Annotated in this window: 6 protein-coding genes and 1 tRNA gene; 1 reads left to right on the top strand and 6 read right to left on the bottom strand. The window is 71.7% G+C overall.

Features of this window, described 5'->3' with window-relative positions; all coding sequences use genetic code 11:
• The first annotated feature begins 111 nt into the window (after window positions 1–111).
• Window positions 112–184 (top strand) — tRNA-Arg (locus tag GWK61_RS22565).
• Window positions 185–876: 692 nt separating this feature from the next.
• Here GWK61_RS22565 and GWK61_RS22570 read toward each other — a convergent pair.
• From GWK61_RS22570 to GWK61_RS22595, 6 genes are all read right to left on the bottom strand, one after another.
• Entirely contained in the window at window positions 877–1,146 is a 270-nt protein-coding gene (locus tag GWK61_RS22570; RefSeq protein ID WP_194911099.1) for a hypothetical protein, read from the bottom strand.
• Window positions 1,147–1,224: 78 nt separating this feature from the next.
• Window positions 1,225–5,631 (bottom strand): type VII secretion EssC family protein, encoded by a 4,407-nt coding sequence (locus GWK61_RS22575; RefSeq protein WP_194911101.1) that lies wholly within the window; start codon window positions 5,629–5,631, stop codon window positions 1,225–1,227.
• A complete protein-coding gene (locus tag GWK61_RS22580) occupies window positions 5,628–7,997 on the bottom strand; it encodes a transglutaminase-like domain-containing protein (RefSeq protein ID WP_194911103.1) in 2,370 nt (789 codons plus the stop codon). Before GWK61_RS22580 ends, GWK61_RS22575 begins: the two co-directional genes overlap by 4 nt.
• Window positions 7,994–9,331, bottom strand: coding sequence for a DUF58 domain-containing protein (locus GWK61_RS22585; RefSeq protein ID WP_194911104.1), 1,338 nt, complete (start codon window positions 9,329–9,331; stop codon window positions 7,994–7,996). Before GWK61_RS22585 ends, GWK61_RS22580 begins: the two co-directional genes overlap by 4 nt.
• Window positions 9,332–9,344: 13 nt before the next feature.
• Window positions 9,345–10,313: an AAA family ATPase gene (locus GWK61_RS22590; RefSeq protein WP_194911107.1), complete on the bottom strand. Its 969-nt coding sequence runs from the start codon at window positions 10,311–10,313 to the stop codon at window positions 9,345–9,347.
• 14 nt (window positions 10,314–10,327) lie between these two features.
• Window positions 10,328–16,609 carry an Ig-like domain-containing protein gene (locus GWK61_RS22595; RefSeq protein ID WP_194911109.1) on the bottom strand — a complete coding sequence of 2,094 codons (6,282 nt, stop codon included), beginning with the start codon at window positions 16,607–16,609 and terminating at the stop codon, window positions 10,328–10,330.
• Between the last annotated feature and the right edge of the window lie 2 nt (window positions 16,610–16,611).

Consider the following 16,611-nt stretch of genomic DNA (forward strand, 5'->3'; position numbering starts at 1 on the left):
CCCGACAACCCACCGTGACCCCCAACACCCCCACTGACCTGCCCGAAGACCCGCAACCGATATCGATTTTCGATGAAGGCCATCGGGCGTGTACTATCGACAACGTCGCAAGCGCGCGTAGCTCAACGGATAGAGCATCTGACTACGGATCAGAAGGTTAGGGGTTCGAATCCCTTCGTGCGCACGTTCGAAGAACCTCAGTTCGCACTTCGCGAGCTGGGGTTTTTCATTGCACCGCGTCACCGCCGTGCAACTCGTGGCACGGACGTTCGAGTCAAGAGTGTTGGGATCGGCGAATTTCTAGCCGTCCGGGAACGGTCCGGGAACGACCGGACTCGAGGTTTTCGGCGAACGCAGCGACATCGGTTGACCTGTTCCGCGATGGAGGCTTGGGCAAAGTAACAGATGGCTCGGGACCGGCTTGGTCGACCACCGAGGATACGCTTTGGCGGACCTGGCCAGCTTGGGCCGGAAGGTGGGGCCTGCAGTGCAGAGTGCGGCCTCGGTGAGTGGTAGGGCTTGACGTATCTCCGGAGACGGTTCGGAACGGCCGGCGGGAACGACTGAGTTCCAGCACCGCCGCCGACGCCGACGCCAGGACGTTCCCGGCGGCTGCCGCGCTCACGGCGCGACTCAGGTCATCACCCGGGACTCAGCGAGCACCCTCGCAGTCCGAAGCTTCCACAAGATCCCGCTGATGGCCTAGCGGTGATCACGCCACTTGCCCGACCAGCTGTTGAAGACCGGGAGCAAAGGCTTGACCACCGCCACGCACGATCCGTGAGTTCACCATGACTGGCTATGCGACCAGCGCACACCACACCACCAGCCTCGATCAGCAGGACAGGCATGGTCCAAGAGCTGGCCGCACCACCCTCAGCTACCCGACGCGTGCTCCTGCTGCGTCGCGTTGGCCGTCACACGGCCGCCGACGTCGCGGAGCATGGCGGCGATGTTGTGGAGCTGGGCCTGGTAGTTGGTGTCCCATTCGTGGCGGAACGAGTCGGCGTCGGGGCCGAGCCATTGGAGGTTGGTCAGTTCCGTGGTGAGGGCGCTGGTGAGGATGTCGATCTCGTGGGCTCGGTCATTCAGGTGGCCAGCCAGAAGGCGGCCGGCTTCGATGTCCATGCCTTCGACTTTGGACATGCTTGTCTCCTTGTCTCTATCTCTTGGGACCCGGCCCTGGCGGTCGGATCCGGGTCTTGTAGGGGTGGACCGGGCCGCTCACCATCGTGTTCGGCCGACCTGGGTCACCGTCGTCTTCCCCACCGCTATGTACAGGCCTCGTCCCGGCGGGAAGTCCGAGCGGGACAGTCCCCGGGGGAAGGTCGTACGGAAATGGACGTAGTCCGACGCGCTCGCGTCCGGGGCCAGAGCCAAGCCCGTCTGCCGGGATTTCGCCGGCGCCGTCAGCGCGGCGGCGGCGCCGCCGAGGGTGCTGGATTCGCCCTCCATGACGAGGAAGTGCCTTCGGGCCGCGCAGTGCCGGGCCAGCGCTGCCAGCGCCATGTCCGCCGGACCGCCGGCGAAGTCCGCGACGTTCTCGACGAACACCCCGACCGGATGCGTGGGGTTCTGCTTCGTCAGCTGCTCCAGCAGGTTCTTGGCGACATCCGCGGCCGACTCGGCGTCCAACGCCTCGTCCGACCAGATCGGGGCCTCCGCCCACGGCGACCGGGCATCGGCGAAGTGGTACAGCCGGGCATCGGGTCGCCAGCGGCGAAGTGCGGCCGCCAGGGTCCCGACCGTGCCAGTGCGTCCGGACTGAGGCGGGCCGCAGACCAGCAACGCACCGGCTGGATCAAACGCCAGTGGTTCGAGCGTGTCCGAGGCAAGTCCAAGCACCGGCCGGCCGTCGACTTCGGTTGGCAGGTCCTCCAGCGGCACCATTTCCGGGAGCCTCCGGATGGGCGGAGTTCGCGGCACGTTGAGGCTTGTCATCGCAGTGGCGATTTTCCCCACCTCCGCTACCTGGGCGGCCGGTTCCGGGTTCTGGCCGAGGACTGCGACCTGGATCTCCAACCCGTCGTGGAGTCCTCGGCCGGGCGGCGAAGCCGCGGTCAGGATGTTCATCGGCAGTCCGATCTGCCCATAGGCCTCCTGGTCCGCGAGCCGCAGCACCACCTTGGCCTGCATCGCGGCTGCCAGGCTCGACGGGATCGTCTGCGGCCGATCGGCGGTCAGCACCAGATGGATGCCGAACGGGCGGCCTTCGGTGGCGATCCGGTTCAGCGCCTCGACGGCGAAGGCATTGTTCGCATGCTCAGTCAGGAAGCCGGCCATGCCGTCCAGCAACAGAAGGATCCGGGGCTCCCCGGGTCGGCTGGCCCGCTCGCGGTAGGCCGCGATGGTGCCGGCGTCGACCGCGGGGTACCGCCGCGCGCGATCGGCGATCGTATTCAGCAGCATCCGCAGCAGGCGGGTGAGCCGTTCGCGATCGTCGCCGGAGATGACGTCGACATGCGGCAGCGGCTCGAGCATGCTCAGCCCCCGCGCTCCGAAGTCCAGCCCGTAGACCTGGCACGGCTGGTTCTGTCCGGCCAGTCCCGCGACGATTGCCAGGGTGCGCAACAGCGCGCTCTTGCCGGACCCGCCGGTGCCGACGACTGCCAGGTTGCCGTGCCGGTCCGGCGCGAAGGCGACCGTCACCCGGTCCTGCCGCGAGGGCCGGTCGGCGATGCCGAACACCAGCGCCTCGCCCCGCCGCGGGTCCGGATCCGGGTCCGCCACCAGGTCCAGCAGGTTGCACACCGGCTCCAGGGCGGGAAGCCACGGCTTGCGCGGCGTCGGCAGCCCCGCCTTCGACCCCGCCGCGGAGATGGCCTCCACCAGCCGGTTCAGGTCTGTGTCCCGGTCGTCTCGGTACCGTTCGGGGCGCTCGGCCTCCCATCTGCGGACCGGGCCCACCCGGAGCTCCTCGACGACGATGTCCGGCGGCTCGGGCTCTTGCGACGTCCAGCCGCCGGCATAGCCGGTCTGGAACCGGACCAGTCGCCCCGGGCCGGTCTTGGACACCGCCCGCCCCGGCCGCGCGGCGTCGAAGAACGCGGCATCCGGGGATCCCAGGACATTGACGCTGTCCTCGACGTCCGCGGTCCGCAGTGCCAGTCGCAGGTTGGTGTTGGCCCGCAGGTTGTCGTGGATGACGCCGGCCGGCCGCTGCGTGGCCAGGATCAGGTGCACCCCGAGCGAGCGCCCGCGCTGCGCGACATCGATCATGCCGTCGACGAAGCCCGGCAGCTCCTTGATCAGGGCGGCGAACTCGTCGATCACGATCACCAGGCTCGGCGGCGCGTCTCGCGAGCCGCGCTTCTCCATCTCCACCAGGTCCTTCGCCCGGTGTCCGGCCAGGAGATGTTCGCGCCGCCGCAGCTCCGCGCCCAGCGAGGTCAGAGCCCGGCTGGCCTTGTGGTCGTCGAGGTCGGTGACCAGGCCGACAGTGTGAGGGAGCCGCTCGAAGTGGCTCAGCGCCGACCCGCCCTTGTAGTCCACCAGCAGGAACGTCAGCCGCTCCGGGCTGTGCGCGGTGGCCATCGCCAGAATCCACGACTGCAGCAGCTCGCTCTTGCCGCTGCCGGTCGTGCCGCCGACGAGCGCGTGCGGCCCGTCGGTCCGCAGGTCCAGCGCGTGCGGACCGGAAGCCGACACCCCGATCACAGCCCGCAGCGAACCGGCCTTCTTCACAGGTTGCGCCGGCGCGTACGGCCCGGTGACGATCGAGCGGTTCGCCAGCCAGCTCTCGACGACCCCTTCCGGGGTCACGCTCGTCGGCTGCTCCGGCACCGCCAGCAGCGACAGCGACGGCGGCAGGTCGCTGTCGTCGTCGAGCCGGGCCCCGATGTCGGTCAGCGACGCGAGGGCCCGGGCCGTGGCCGACGCGCCGCGCTCGTCGAGGAGCTGCACCGCGACCGGGTCGATCTGTTCGCCGGGGGTGATGAACACCGCGGTAGCCCGGCTCGACCCGCCAGGCCCCGGTGCCGCCGGGTGGATCCGCACCGCGGTGCGGCACGCCGCCGGCAGCCCGAGCGTGTCCTCGGCGAGCCAGACCACGTATACACCAGCGTCCCGGCCGCGCTCGGCGATGTCGACGAGCTGAGCGTGCTCGGCCACGGTGTCTGGTTCCACCACGGCCAGGACCGCCGGCAGCACCGGCTCGTCGGTTTCGGTGCGCCGCCGGATCAGGTCTTCGAGCGCTGACACCAGCGCCGCCGTGTCGGCAGTGCCCGAGGCCAGGTGGCGGCGCGGAAGCGGGCTGTGCGGCGACGTGGTGTGCGGCAGCCACTTCAGCCAGTCCCACATCCGGCCGCTCTCCCCCGAGGTGAAGGCGGCCACCACGAGCTCGGCCGGGGAGTGCAGCACGACGGCTTGCGCGACCACCGCGCGGGCCGCCCCGAGCACGGCCTGGCGCTCTCCAGCCAGTCCGAGGGCGCCGTCCTCGGCCAGGCGCACGACGACGGGCACCTTGTCGACGAGCCGGAACGGCTCCAGCGCGGCGGACAACTCGGCCAGCAGATCCGCCGGCAGGCCGCGCGGGGCGGGCAGGTCGACCGTGCTGCGTGAGGGCAGCCGGCCGACGCCCAGCCGGATCTCGCCGAAGCCGGGCCGCCCGGGATGTCGCGACCACAGCAGAGGGCTGCGACGCTCGGCCCCGGTCAGGCATTCGTCCAGGGGCGGGTGCTCCTGCCCGCGCACGACGGCCTCGGTCTCGACGGCCGCCGTCATCCGGGCGACCAGGTCCGCCGTCTCGGCACGGAAGGCCCGTACGCCGCGCTTGTACTCCGAGCGCCCCGACCTGATCGACTCGACGGCCTGCCCGATCGCCATCAAAGGGCTCAGAGCGATGAACGCGACCGATGCCACCGAGCCGGTGATCAGATACATCATGCCGCCCACGACCGGAGGCGTCACCAGCGGCAGGACCGGGAACCGCGCCCGGCCAGGCCGCTGCGGGGGCTCCGGTGCGGCGAACTCCTCGCCGGCGTAGTGCGGCGTCAGCTGCGGCGAGCGGATGAACCCGATCTCCGCGCCGCCCGGGGCCTCCTCGACCGCCTGGGTGACGGTGACCGTGATCTCGGTGTCGCCGAGTTGCACGATGTCGCCCGGCTGCAGCGTCGCCCGCGCGACCGTGGCGCCGCCGATCTGGATTCCGTTCGCCGAGCCCAGGTCGGCGATCTCGGCGAAGCGGCCGACCGTGACGCGCGCGTGCTGCCGCGAGACCAACTGGTCGCTGAGCCGCACCGCACACGCGGTGTCCCGGCCGATCAGACCCTCGCGGCCGCGCAGCTCGACCCGGGTTCCGGCGTCGGGCCCGGACACCACGGTGACCAGGGCCGTCGACCGGGCCCGACCGCCCTGGCGCGGGCCGCCGTGACCTTCGACCCGGACCGTCGCGCCCGAGCGCAGGCCGCTGTCGCCGACGGCGGTCCGGGGGTCGAGCCGGCCGGGATCCGGCCCGTCGAGGACGTGCAGGGTCGCCGCCGCCGGCACCGGCCGGGGGCCGGCGCCCCGCGGTACCGGCTCGGAGCGGACCAGGTACTCGGCCAGGTCGCCGACGGTGGCCTTGACGTCCACCGTGATCTGCAAGTCCACCGAGGCGGTGCCCGGGCGGTCCAGCGTCAGCTTGATCCTCATCGGGTGCTGCTCCTCCCGGCCGCGCCGAAGGCGTACAGGGTGCTGATGCTGACCGCGGCCAGGAGCCGGCGGCGGCGCGAAGACCGTTCCCGCAGCGCATCGCAGAGCTCGGCGACCTGGAGCCAGAAGCGGGCGATCTGCTGCTCGGTCGGGTCACCGGCGCCGTAAACCGCCGTGTCGACCGCCCGGGCCAGGGCGTGGGCCGGGTCTGAGCCGACCGCCGCGAGAGTGATGTCCGCCAGCCGCGCCAGGGACGAGGCCTGCTCTCGCCGCGTCGTCCCGATCAGGATCAGACCCAGGTCGCGGGCCCGATCCAGGACTTCCTGCCAACCCGCCGCCATCCGATTGGCCGGCGCGCCGCGGGTCCGCCGCCGGAATCTGCGGCGTGCTTTGAGCCCGGCGATCACCATGACGACGGCCAGGACTGCCAGCAAAGGGCTGCAGGCCAGGGCGGCGGTCTTCAGCGAGGGCCACCACGATCCGGCGCGAGCGGTCCGGCAGGCCGGATCGGCCGCCGCGGCGGCCGATGTGCACGACCGGGGCGCCACCCCGACCGCGACCGCCCCGGCCCCGGGGTCGGCGGCCACGTCGTGCGGCTTGACCGTCCGAGGCGGCGGAACCGCGGCGGTGGTGGTGTTCTGGACGTCCTGCGGTGTCTGCGTATCGGGCTTCTTCGACGGATCAGGCATGAACGATCTGTCGTACAGCGGCACCCATCGGCCCCCGGCAATGTGCACCTCGACCCATGCCTGCACGTCGCGGCCGAACACTTTGCCCTGCCCCGGCCCGTCGGCCTCCGGAACCGCGCCGAGGACGACGCGGGCGGGCATTCCGACGCTCTGAGCGATGAGCGCGAACGCCGCCGCGTACTGCTCGCTGTCGCCGACCGGCCGGGCACCGTGCAGGAACGCCGAGAGCCGGTTGATGCTGTGCCCGGGCAGAAACTGCGTCTCCCCGGGACCGCCGTCGCTATAGGCACCAGTGTCCTTCAGGTACGTAGCGGCAGCCTGGAGCTGAGACCACACGTCGGTCCCGGCCTTCGTCCACACCGACGAGCGACTGCCGATGACGGACTCTGAGACGCTGTCGACCGGCGGGCTGTCGAAAGGCTGCGGAGCGCTCGGGGCCGGCGCGGAATCCACTGCGGTGCGATACACGACGGTGTCCCCGGCGTGCAAGCGGCCCGGCACGATCGCCGACGAGGTGGCGAGGTTGTAGCGTACTGACGAGGCCAGCCGGTCGGCGTCGCCGCCGGCGAATCCAATATCGCTGACCGTCCCCGCGCCCGGCAGCCACACATCGGTGTCGGCAGCCGCGGCGTAGGCCGGCCCGACTGTGACGCTGACCGTGGTAAGCGTGCTTCCCGGAGCGGTCGGAGCGACCTGAGATCCGACCCGCTGGAAAACGCCGCCGCCGGCGCCGTTGGACGCGCCCCATACCGATCCGTCGTAGCTGTCGAGCGTGGCGATACGCACCGGAACTCCCTGCGACAGGCCGCTGACGGTGAACAGCGTCTGGTCCCAGAGCTGATGGGAGTCCTTGGTGTACTTCCGGAACCCCACGAGCGGGCTCGGGTAGTCGCTGATGTCGAACGGCGGACTGACGGTGTCCCGCAGCACCGCCCGCGACCGGTCGTCCGCGCCCGGCAGTCCGGGGCCGATCACCACGACCACAGACCCGGACACGGCCAGCAGCGATATCCCGGCGACCATCCGAGTGCCTCGCGTCCGGGTGGTCGCCGAGCCGCGAGTCCGGCTCCGGCGCTGCGCGGCCCACCCGAGCGCCACCCCGGCGAACACCACGATCACCACGGTGGCCAGCGCCGTGACGTGCGATCCGAAGGCGATCACCACGCCGAGCTCGGAGGTCGGCGCCGCAGCGGGAGCAGCGGCCGATGTGGTGCGGCGCGCCAGGGACAACGTGATCGCACCGGTCAGCAGCCCGAGGATGAACGGGGGCGCCACCAGGCTGCCGGCGCCGTCGGCGGGAGAGACCGTGGTCAGGAGCTGCTTCCAGCTTTCGACACCGGCCAGCGCAGTGGTTCGTAGCGACGGACCGGTCGGGATATAGCCGCCCAGCGACTGGTCGGGAGCCACGAAGTGGTTGCCGACCAGGAAGTAGCCGACCGTGAGGACAGTGGCCAGGACGAACGCGGAGTGGGTGAACCTGGTGACCGCGGGCACGGCTAGCAGCCCGAAGGCCAAGCCGGCGAGCCCCGCCACCAGGAAGGACCAACCGTCGTAGGAAGTGTGGAACCCGGCGAGCGCGAGTCCGGCCAGCAGCGCGGAGGAGACCGCATCCGTCGCCGGGCCGGCATCTGTGCGGATCCGCGACCAGGACAGGGATTGAGGAGGGGACAGAGTCACCAGAGGTCTCCTTCGGAGAACAGCAACGCCAGATCGCCCAGTGTGTTCATGGTCAAGATCGCCGGTGCTCTCCCGAATGCCCCGGTTCGGGCTCCGGGATCGACCCGCAGCAGCACGGTGCGGGCTGACTCCGGAACGCGTGCCGCGGCCCGGAACAGCTCGCCGGAGTCGGGCACCCCTCCGGTCACCACGACCACCGCCGTGGCGTGCGGAGCCTCGTGGACGCCCCGGTCGACCAGCTCGCCGAGCGTGAGCTCGGTCGGCAGCGCCCGGGCACAGGCATCCAGGACCGCGCGGTCCGTGGCATCGGGAGCCGTCCGGTCGCAGACCACGACGCTGGCTTCCAGCTCGTTGTCGAGCGCGCACAGCGCCAGCGACGCTGCCGCCGAGATCGCGGTCTCCAGATCCTCGCCGTCCCGATAGGCCGCGGTCCGGCCGTCGACCGCGACCAGCAGGTGGGTACGGCGCGTTTCCTGGTACTGCCGCACGACCAGGCCGGTGCCGGTGCCTAGGGACCGAGCCCGGGCCGAACTGCGCCAGTGGACGTGCCTGGGGTCGTCCCCGGGCACGTAGTCGCGCAGCGCGTGGAAGGCGAGATCGCTCGGGGACAGCGCATCCGCGGTACGGCCCTCCAGGTCGTGCATGCGTCCGACGCCGAACGCCGGCAGCTCGATGTAGCGCGGGTGGACCAGGATCTCGGTGGCGCCGGTCCAGGTGACGGTTCGCCGCACTAGGCCGAGCGGGTCGCCGCGCACCGAAGTGGCTGGGCCGACGGTGATGACAGACCGTCTGCGCGCGCCGATCTCGAAAGGCTCGAAGCCGTGCGCGGCGCCCGGCTTGAGCCGCGGCACCTGGAAAGGCGGTCCCGGTTTCCCGCCGACCGGGATCTCCAAATCCACCGGCAGCAGCCGGCGCTTGGCGATGTTGACGACGCCGACCGTACAGGCGCCGGGCTGTCCGATCCGCAGGCGCCGGGGTTCGGTCCGGACCTCGATGGCGAGCTCGGTGCGGCCGACACCGAACAGCAGACTTCCGAGCAGGACCAGCATGCAGAAGGCTGCCAGTGCGGAGAATTCGATCCAGTGCAAGCCGGTCCCCAGGATCCAGGCCGTGGCCGCGCCGACCACGACGCTCCAGCCCAGCGGAGTCACCGCGGCGAGCAACGGAGCCCGGCCCACAGTTCGGGCGACGGCGTGGGCGGTGATGCTCGGGAGGCTCCGAGCCCTGACCCGGGCCGAGATCCTCGGTCCGAAGCCGCGCGCGTTCCCTGCCGCATCATCCGTGGCGGATCCGGCCGACCGGAGCGCTCGCGCGCCCCGCTGAAGAATCGTCATCGCCGGCGCCCTGTCAGAACGCGCGCCGCAGCGGCGCCTTGACATCGATGAAGATGTCGTCGATCACGGTCTCTACGTCGTCACCGTTCAGCCGTGCCTCCTGGTTGAGCCGGATCCGGTGGCCGAGCACCGGGACCGCGAGCCGGCGGATGTCGTCGGGCGTGACGAAGGGCCGGCCGTCCGCGGCCGCCCAGGTCTTGGCGGCGCGCACGTAGGCCAGACAGCCGCGGGTGGACACGCCGAGCTTGACCTTCGGGTGCTCGCGGGACATGTCAGCGATGTCGCTGACGTAGCCGAGGATTTCGTCGCGGACCGTGACGTGGTCGGCCACCAGGCCAAGCTCTTCGACCATCGGGGCGGTGATCGCCGGTCGGACCAGCTCCGTGCGGTCCCGCAGGGATACGCCCGACAGAACCTGCATCAGCGAGTCCCGGTCCGGATAGCCCAGGGCCGTGCGCATCAGGAACCTGTCGATCTGCGCCTCCGGAAGCGGGTAGGTGCCGGCGTTGTCGATCGGGTTCTGCGTCGCGATGACCATGAACGGCCGGCCGACCTCGTGGGTCTGGCCGTCCACCGTCACCCGCCCCTCCTCCATGACCTCCAACAGGGCCGACTGGGTCTTCGGCGAGGCGCGGTTGATCTCGTCGGCGAGCACGATCGAGTGGAAGACCGGGCCGGGGACGAACTCGAACTGCTGCTGCCTCTGGTCATAGATCTGCACGCCGGTGATGTCCGAGGGCAGCAGATCCGGGGTGAACTGGATCCGGGCGCTGGTCCCGGCGACCGAGCGGGCGATCGCCCGGGCCAGCGAGGTCTTCCCGGTGCCGGGCAGGTCCTCCAGCAGCAGGTGGCCGCCGGAGACCATACAGGTCAGAGCCAGCCGGACCACATCCTGCTTACCCAGCAGAGCGACGCTGACGGCGTCCACCATCCGCTCGAAGGCTGCGGCGAAGTGGCGGGCGTCTTCCTCGTTCATGGTCATGCTGTGTTCCCCTCTCAGTACCATCGCATCGATCCGCTGACGCCGTTGCAGGTCACAGTGACCGTGGTGCCGGGCCAGCCGTACCAGTTGATGGAGTCGTGGCTGTCGTTCGGGCCGTACGTCTGGACGAACCAGCCTCCGTTGCCGTGAGTGCTGTTGAAGGTGCAGCTCACGCTGCCGCCGAAGTAGGCGGTCTGGACGTGGACGTAGGCGCAGGACCTGTCGGTGCAGCTGCCGCCGTTGCACGCCGAACCGCCGCCCCCGCCGCACGCGGTCCCCTTCGTGACGGTGACGCTCGGCGACGGGGGCGGCGGCGGCGGTGCGGGGGTGCTCTGCTGGGCGCTCTGGTTCAGCGACGCCCGCCCCGAGTCGGACACCGTGACGGTGATGGTGTCCGTGGCGCTGTAGCCCATCGTGTCCGAGCCGCTCCAACTCCAGCCGCTGGTTCCGGTGCCGAAGGTCTGCGTCTGCTTGCTCGTCCGCACGGTGACCGTCGCGGGCCTGCCGTTCGGGTCGACCGAGACCGTGAAGTTCACGGTCTGCGCGTTGGCCGACGTCGAGATCGCCAGGTTCTTCAACGGCCCGTAGGCCGTGACGTCGGTCCCGACGGTGCTGTCACAGGGATTGCCCGCGTAGGCCCCGCCCGGGCTCCCATTGCAGTCGCTCACGTTCAGCGTGACGGTCGTGCCGTTGGGCAGTCCGTCCACGGTCTCCGTCACGTGGGACTGCCCGCTCGCGGGCATCGTCCACGTTCCGCAGCTCCCGCCACTCCACGTGCAGCGCACGGTGGAGGACACGCCGTGCGAGGCGGGTGCGTCGAACTGCAGCCGCGCCTGGCCGTCGGTGCCCGTGGGCGTGGCCGAGACGCCGGTGATCGGATCCGGCGTGGCGGTGGCCACCATCTGTGCCGCGGGGCCGGGCGGCGAGGTGTGTCCGGAGCCCGAGCCGGCGTCGGCGTTGGCCGCCGTGACGGTGTACGAATACACGGTCCCGTCGTTGGCCAGGCCGTCGTCGGTGCACGAGGCCGTCGCCACGTTCGTGCAGACCGTCTTCGTGCCGTTGCCCGTCCGGGTCACCGTGTACGTCGTCGGGCCCGGTCCGTTCGGGTCGGCCGGGGTCCAGGACACCGAAACCGCGCGGCTGGCCGCGTCCGCGGAATTGACCGAGGTCAGCGACGGTGCGCCCGGGGTCTTCGGGATCCCGGCCGACTGCCCGGTGACGTTCGCCGACGGACCGGTGCCCTGGGCGTTCACGGCCACGACGGTGAAGGTGTACTGGTCGTCGTTGGCGAGCCCGGTGGCGGTGATTGCCGGGCCGGTGACGCTCTGCCGTCCGCCACCGGTCCAGGTGACCAGGTAGGTCTGCACCGGGGTGCCGTCATCCGGCGGCGGGTTCCACGTCAGGTGCAGTGTTCCGTCCTGTGGCAGCGAGGCTGCCAGCCCGGTCACCGCGCCCGGCACGGTGTTCGGAACGGCCGGCGCCGAGGGCGCGCTCGGCCGGCCCTGCCCCACCAGGTTCGTCGCGCGCACCGTGAAGCTGTAGGCGGTCCCGTTCGCCAGGCCCGTGATGGTGCACGGCGAGCCGGGGCAGGTCTGGCGGTGCCCGGCAGCGTCGACCTCGTAGGACAGGATCGGCGCGCCGTTGTCGGCCGGGGCCGCCCACGACAGGTCCACGCTGTGGCTCAGGACCGTCCGCCCCACCACCGGGGCGCCCGGCGCGTCGGGCAAGCCCAGGACGTGCAGCGTGATCAGGCCCGCCGCGGTCCGGTCGGCGCGGGTCCGATCGGCCACATCGCTCACGGTGACGCTGAACGTCATCGTGCCCTTCGACGCGGCGCCCGGTGTGATGCGGACTGTCGCGCCGGCGGCGGTCGCCGTAGCGGCCAGACCGGACTCCTGATGCACGGCAACGACCGAGACCACCGGATCCCGAAGTTCGGAACGGACGTAGGAGGCCAGGTCCACGGTCCTCGTCTCGCCGGCTTTCACACCGTCGACCGTGATCGGCACGACCGAGGGCGGCGGCGCCGCCTCGACGCGTACCGCCAGCGTCGACTGCGCGGAGGCGACTCCGGCGACGCCGATGTCGATCGACCCCTGCGTGCCGGGCACGGCCTTGCCGTCCGCGGCCAGCGTGAGCGTCGCACCCTGCGGCTGCGGCAGGGACATGCCGCCGACCTGCGTGTGCCAGCGGGCCGTATAGCGCAACCCGGCCAGCGTCGCCAGATCGCCGACCCAGACATGGCACACCGAGACCAGGTCGACCGCGGCCGTCGGTCCGCCCTCGACGAGCGTCAGCGGATCGCTCGGACACCGCAGGACCGGAGTGTCCCTACCCACCTGCACCGGGATCGTCAGGACCGCGACCTGCGCGGCCGGATCGGTCAGGGAGCTGCCGTCGGTGACCTCGAACGTCACCGCGGCCGGCCCCGTGTAGCCGCCGGCTGCCGAAAGCACCAGCTGCCCCACACCCTGGCTGCGGACGGTCAGGCCCGCGCGCGGCGCCGTCCAGAGACGATCGGTGGTGGTGAGCCGGACCGGCTTGCCCGCCGGGTCGGCCACGCGGCCGGCCAGGTTCACAGTCGTGCTGCCGTTCGCCGGAACGGTGATCGGCGAGGCGTCCGTGACATACGGCGCGCCGGTCCCCGCCGCCGGGACATGGATCAGGCCCAGCGACAGCGCCCCGCCGGTGTCCCGGACCTCGTAGGCGACGACGTGCGGCCGGTTGTCCAGCGAGACGACGACCTGTCCGGCCGAGGTTTGCGCGTGGGCGTCGAAGGCGCGGGTCACCGCGATCGGGGCGCCGATGTCGTCGGGATCAGAGCACTGTTTCGCGATGTCCACGGTCACGCTCGCCGCACCGGCCGGTTTCGGATATGCGTCCACGCATACCGCGGGGATGTCGTATCCGGCGCGGCCGTGCACAGTCACCGTCGCCAGGGACGGCGTGCCGACCCCGTCGCCGACCCCGTAGGAGACCACCAGCGGCCTGCCGTTCGCCGGCGGCGCCGTCAGCTGGATCGGGCCCCGGAGCCCGGTCGACGCGGTTCCGGCCGGGAGGTCCGGGTTGAGCTTGGCCAGCGGCTCCAGGGTGACGGTGTCGTCCGGCGCGATGATGTCGTTCGCCAGGACGTCGACCGCGATCCGGGCCCCGGGGGCCGCGGTCACGTCGTCGTCGACGGCGACCGGCGGCTGCGGCGGACCCGGGGGGACGACCGCGATCCGCACACTCGCCGTACCCGAGCCGCCGTACGGGTCCACGACCCGGTAATCGAACTCTTCGGTCCCGGACACGGTGGGGAAGGCCTGGTAGGTCAGCGAGGTCGCGTTCCAGGACAGGACCCGGCCCAGGGCCGGCGCCGAGGCCAGGCCGGTCATGGCGACCGAGTCGCCGTCGGGATCGGCTCCGGCCGTGGCGATCGGGATCGTTATGGTGTCGCCGGCCACGGCGCGGGCTTCCACGTCATAGGGCTCCGGCGAACGGTTCGGGTTCGCCGGCGACGGCAGCGGTTCGACGGTGATGTGCACGCGGCCGACCGCCGAGCCGCCGCCCGGGTTGCGCACCACATAGTCCGTCTCGACGGTCAGCGGCGTGAGGACCGTCGCCGGGGCCGCATAGCGGACGGTCGAACCGGCGACGTAGGCGGATCCGACGCCGGTGGTGCCGCCGTCGGGACCGATGACGCGGAGCGTGCCGGGATTCGGCACTCCCTGCACGTCGGCGTCCAGGCTCAGCGGCGCTCCGCCGGGGTCGGTGTCGTCATCCAGGACAGGCACGGCGACGCTGTCGCCGGCCCGGACCGTCGCTTCGCTGTCGCCCGCGACCGGGGTGTCGACATCCGGAGGCGGAAGCTGCGTAACGGTGATCTCGCCAATGACCGGCGCCGTCTGGCCGTCGGTGATCGTGTAGTGCACGATCCGCGACGCCGGGGCCAGCGTCGGCGTCAGAGCCCTGATGCTGACCCAGCGTCCGTCGACGACCGCCGCGGCCACTTGGCCGGGGTCCGACGGCGTCGCGCCCTGGACGGCCAGCAGCGCGCCGGACGGGTCGTAGTCCGCGGCCGGCACGTCGACGCGTGTCGGCTGCTGGCCGTGCAGCACCGCCGCGATGGGGACCGTCACCGGTGGCAGGGCCGTGGCCGGAACCGCCACGACGTCGACCCGGATCGTGCCCGGTGAGAACGGCGCGTCCCCGAAGCGTGCGGTGTACGAGAACACGAACGTGCCCGGACGGTCCGCGACCACGGTGACCGTGCCGGTCCTCTGGTCTGTGGCCGCCTGGGCACCGGCGGGACTGGCGAGCGCGGAGGCCAGGGCGAGCTGGGCTGAGGGGTCCAGCGGGTCGGACCCGGGCAGGTCGTTGTCCAGCGGGTGCACCACGATCGGCCGCCCGACTTCGCCGCGCGCCAGGTCCGGCTCGGTGACCGCGGCCGTCGGCCGGGCCGTCGGGGCCTGTACGGCGATCGTCACCGTACCGGACACCGGGGCGCCGACCCCGTCGGAGACCTGGTAGTTCACGGTCTGGGTGCCGGGCGTCGCCGGCGCCGTGTAGTCCAGGAACCCGTCCGGGCTCGCGACCGCGGTCCCCGCCTTGGCCGTCGCCGAGGCCAGCGACAGGGGGTCGCCGTCGGGATCACGCCAATCGGCAAGGACCGGCAGATCAAGGCGGGCGCCTTCGGTGACCGGGTACGGCTTCGGCTGGTAGCCGGTCCGCAGCTGTGGGACGCCGTTCTCGTCGGGCGTCCTTACTGTGACCGTCACCGCGGCGTTCGCACTCAGGCCCTTCCCGTCGTCGACGGTGTACCGGAATTCGACGGTGCCGCGCGCATCCGCTCCGAGAGTCAGGGCGACGGTCTGGCCGTCGGGAGAGATCGCGGTGCCGGCGGACGCCGCGGAGGGCTTCGTGACCTGCGATACCGCCAGGACGTTTCCGGCCGGATCGGAGTCGTTGTCCAGGACGTGCAGCAGCGTGGTGCGCCCGGGACGCGCTCCGAGATGGTCGTCGACCGCCTTCGGCGGCTTCTTGCGCGCCGAGTCGTCGTTGCCGGTGTTCTGCTGGGGATCGCCGGCTTTCGGCGACGGCGGCGGGTGCGTGGCGGACCAGTCGTCGACCCTGCGCTGGTCGGTCAGGTCCCAGACCGCGCCGTTCGTGAGGTCGTTGAGCACCAGGGAGCCGCGGTTCTGGCGGAACGCGGGGCGGGTGAGCGCCACGTCGTTGTCGACGTCCCCGCGCGTAGCGGGCCGGCCGCCGCACGACTGGACGTAGTTGAACGCCGATCCGGCCCAGGCCGCGTTGACACAGCCGTTCAGCAGAACCGGTGCCGCGGGAGTCCCGGTGCCGGAGTGGTAAAGCACTGCGACCGAGCCCGAGGACAGGTCGACCGCGTCCAGCGCCGTGGGGGTCGCGACGACGACGGTCGCGGCGGCCGGCCCGGGCGTCTGGAGCACGGCTGCCGGATCCGGCTCGGGAATCTGCACCGTGGGTCCGCCGGCCACGGACAGCGTGCCGGAGTCGGCGTCGAAGGAGACCAGACGCGAGCCGACGACCGTGGCCTGAAACCCGGACCGGCCCGGGTCCTGGGCGGAAGTGCCCGGCCGGCCCGAGTTCGAGCCCTGAGTCGTCAGGGCGGCGCCGGCGGCTGTGGCGGAGCCGAGCTGACCGTATACGGGCGCTGCGAGCATGCCGTCGTGCCCGGCCGAGATCGTGACGGTCTTCCCGGCGGCGGACAGCGCGTGGACGGCCCCGTCCAAGCCGACCGCCAGGCCGGCGCCCGTCGCGCCGAGCTTGGCCGTCGGCGGAGCCGTGGTCGGATCGACGGCCGCCAAGGAGGTCAGGCCCGCCGAGCTCACCCGCATCGCCCAGACCTGGCCCGCCTTGGGATCCAGGAGCGCCAGCGTGCCGCCGGCCAGCTCGACTTGGTCCGCGGCCGGCACCGGGATCGACTGGCCGGCCTGCGCGACGGCGCGGTCGACGTCGACCGGGTAGAGCCGGCCCGCCGCGCGGTCCCACGCGGCGACGGCCGAGCCGTCCTGGAGCACGTCCAACTGATAGGCCTCCTGCGCCTGGCCCGGCGGGTTGAAGAACCCGTCGAGCTGGCCGGCCGGCTTGTTGACCCGGCCGAACTCGCCGTCGCGGTCGCTGGTGACCCAGATGCCGCCGTCGTTGAGGTCGGCGTGCCGCGCGGTGTACCCGGTCGCGAACACCGCCGAGGCCACCAGGGCGGTGACGCTCGCCGCCAGGGCGGTCCCGGACGCGGCGCGGCGCCAGCGCCGCGGTATCCCGTTGGGGACGATCATGG

It is taken from the genome of Catenulispora rubra (assembly GCF_015356825.1).
GTDB lineage: Bacteria > Actinomycetota > Actinomycetes > Streptomycetales > Catenulisporaceae > Catenulispora > Catenulispora rubra.

What these genes read in the sequence shown, in the direction of transcription:
- GWK61_RS22570 (WP_194911099.1), bottom strand. Translation starts at nt 1,146, where the DNA reads ATGTCCAAAGTCGAAGGCATGGACATCGAAGCCGGCCGCCTTCTGGCT.
- GWK61_RS22575 (WP_194911101.1), bottom strand. Translation starts at nt 5,631, where the DNA reads ATGAGGATCAAGCTGACGCTGGACCGCCCGGGCACCGCCTCGGTGGAC.
- GWK61_RS22585 (WP_194911104.1), bottom strand. Translation starts at nt 9,331, where the DNA reads ATGACGATTCTTCAGCGGGGCGCGCGAGCGCTCCGGTCGGCCGGATCC.
- GWK61_RS22590 (WP_194911107.1), bottom strand. Translation starts at nt 10,313, where the DNA reads ATGACCATGAACGAGGAAGACGCCCGCCACTTCGCCGCAGCCTTCGAG.
- GWK61_RS22595 (WP_194911109.1), bottom strand. Translation starts at nt 16,609, where the DNA reads ATGATCGTCCCCAACGGGATACCGCGGCGCTGGCGCCGCGCCGCGTCC.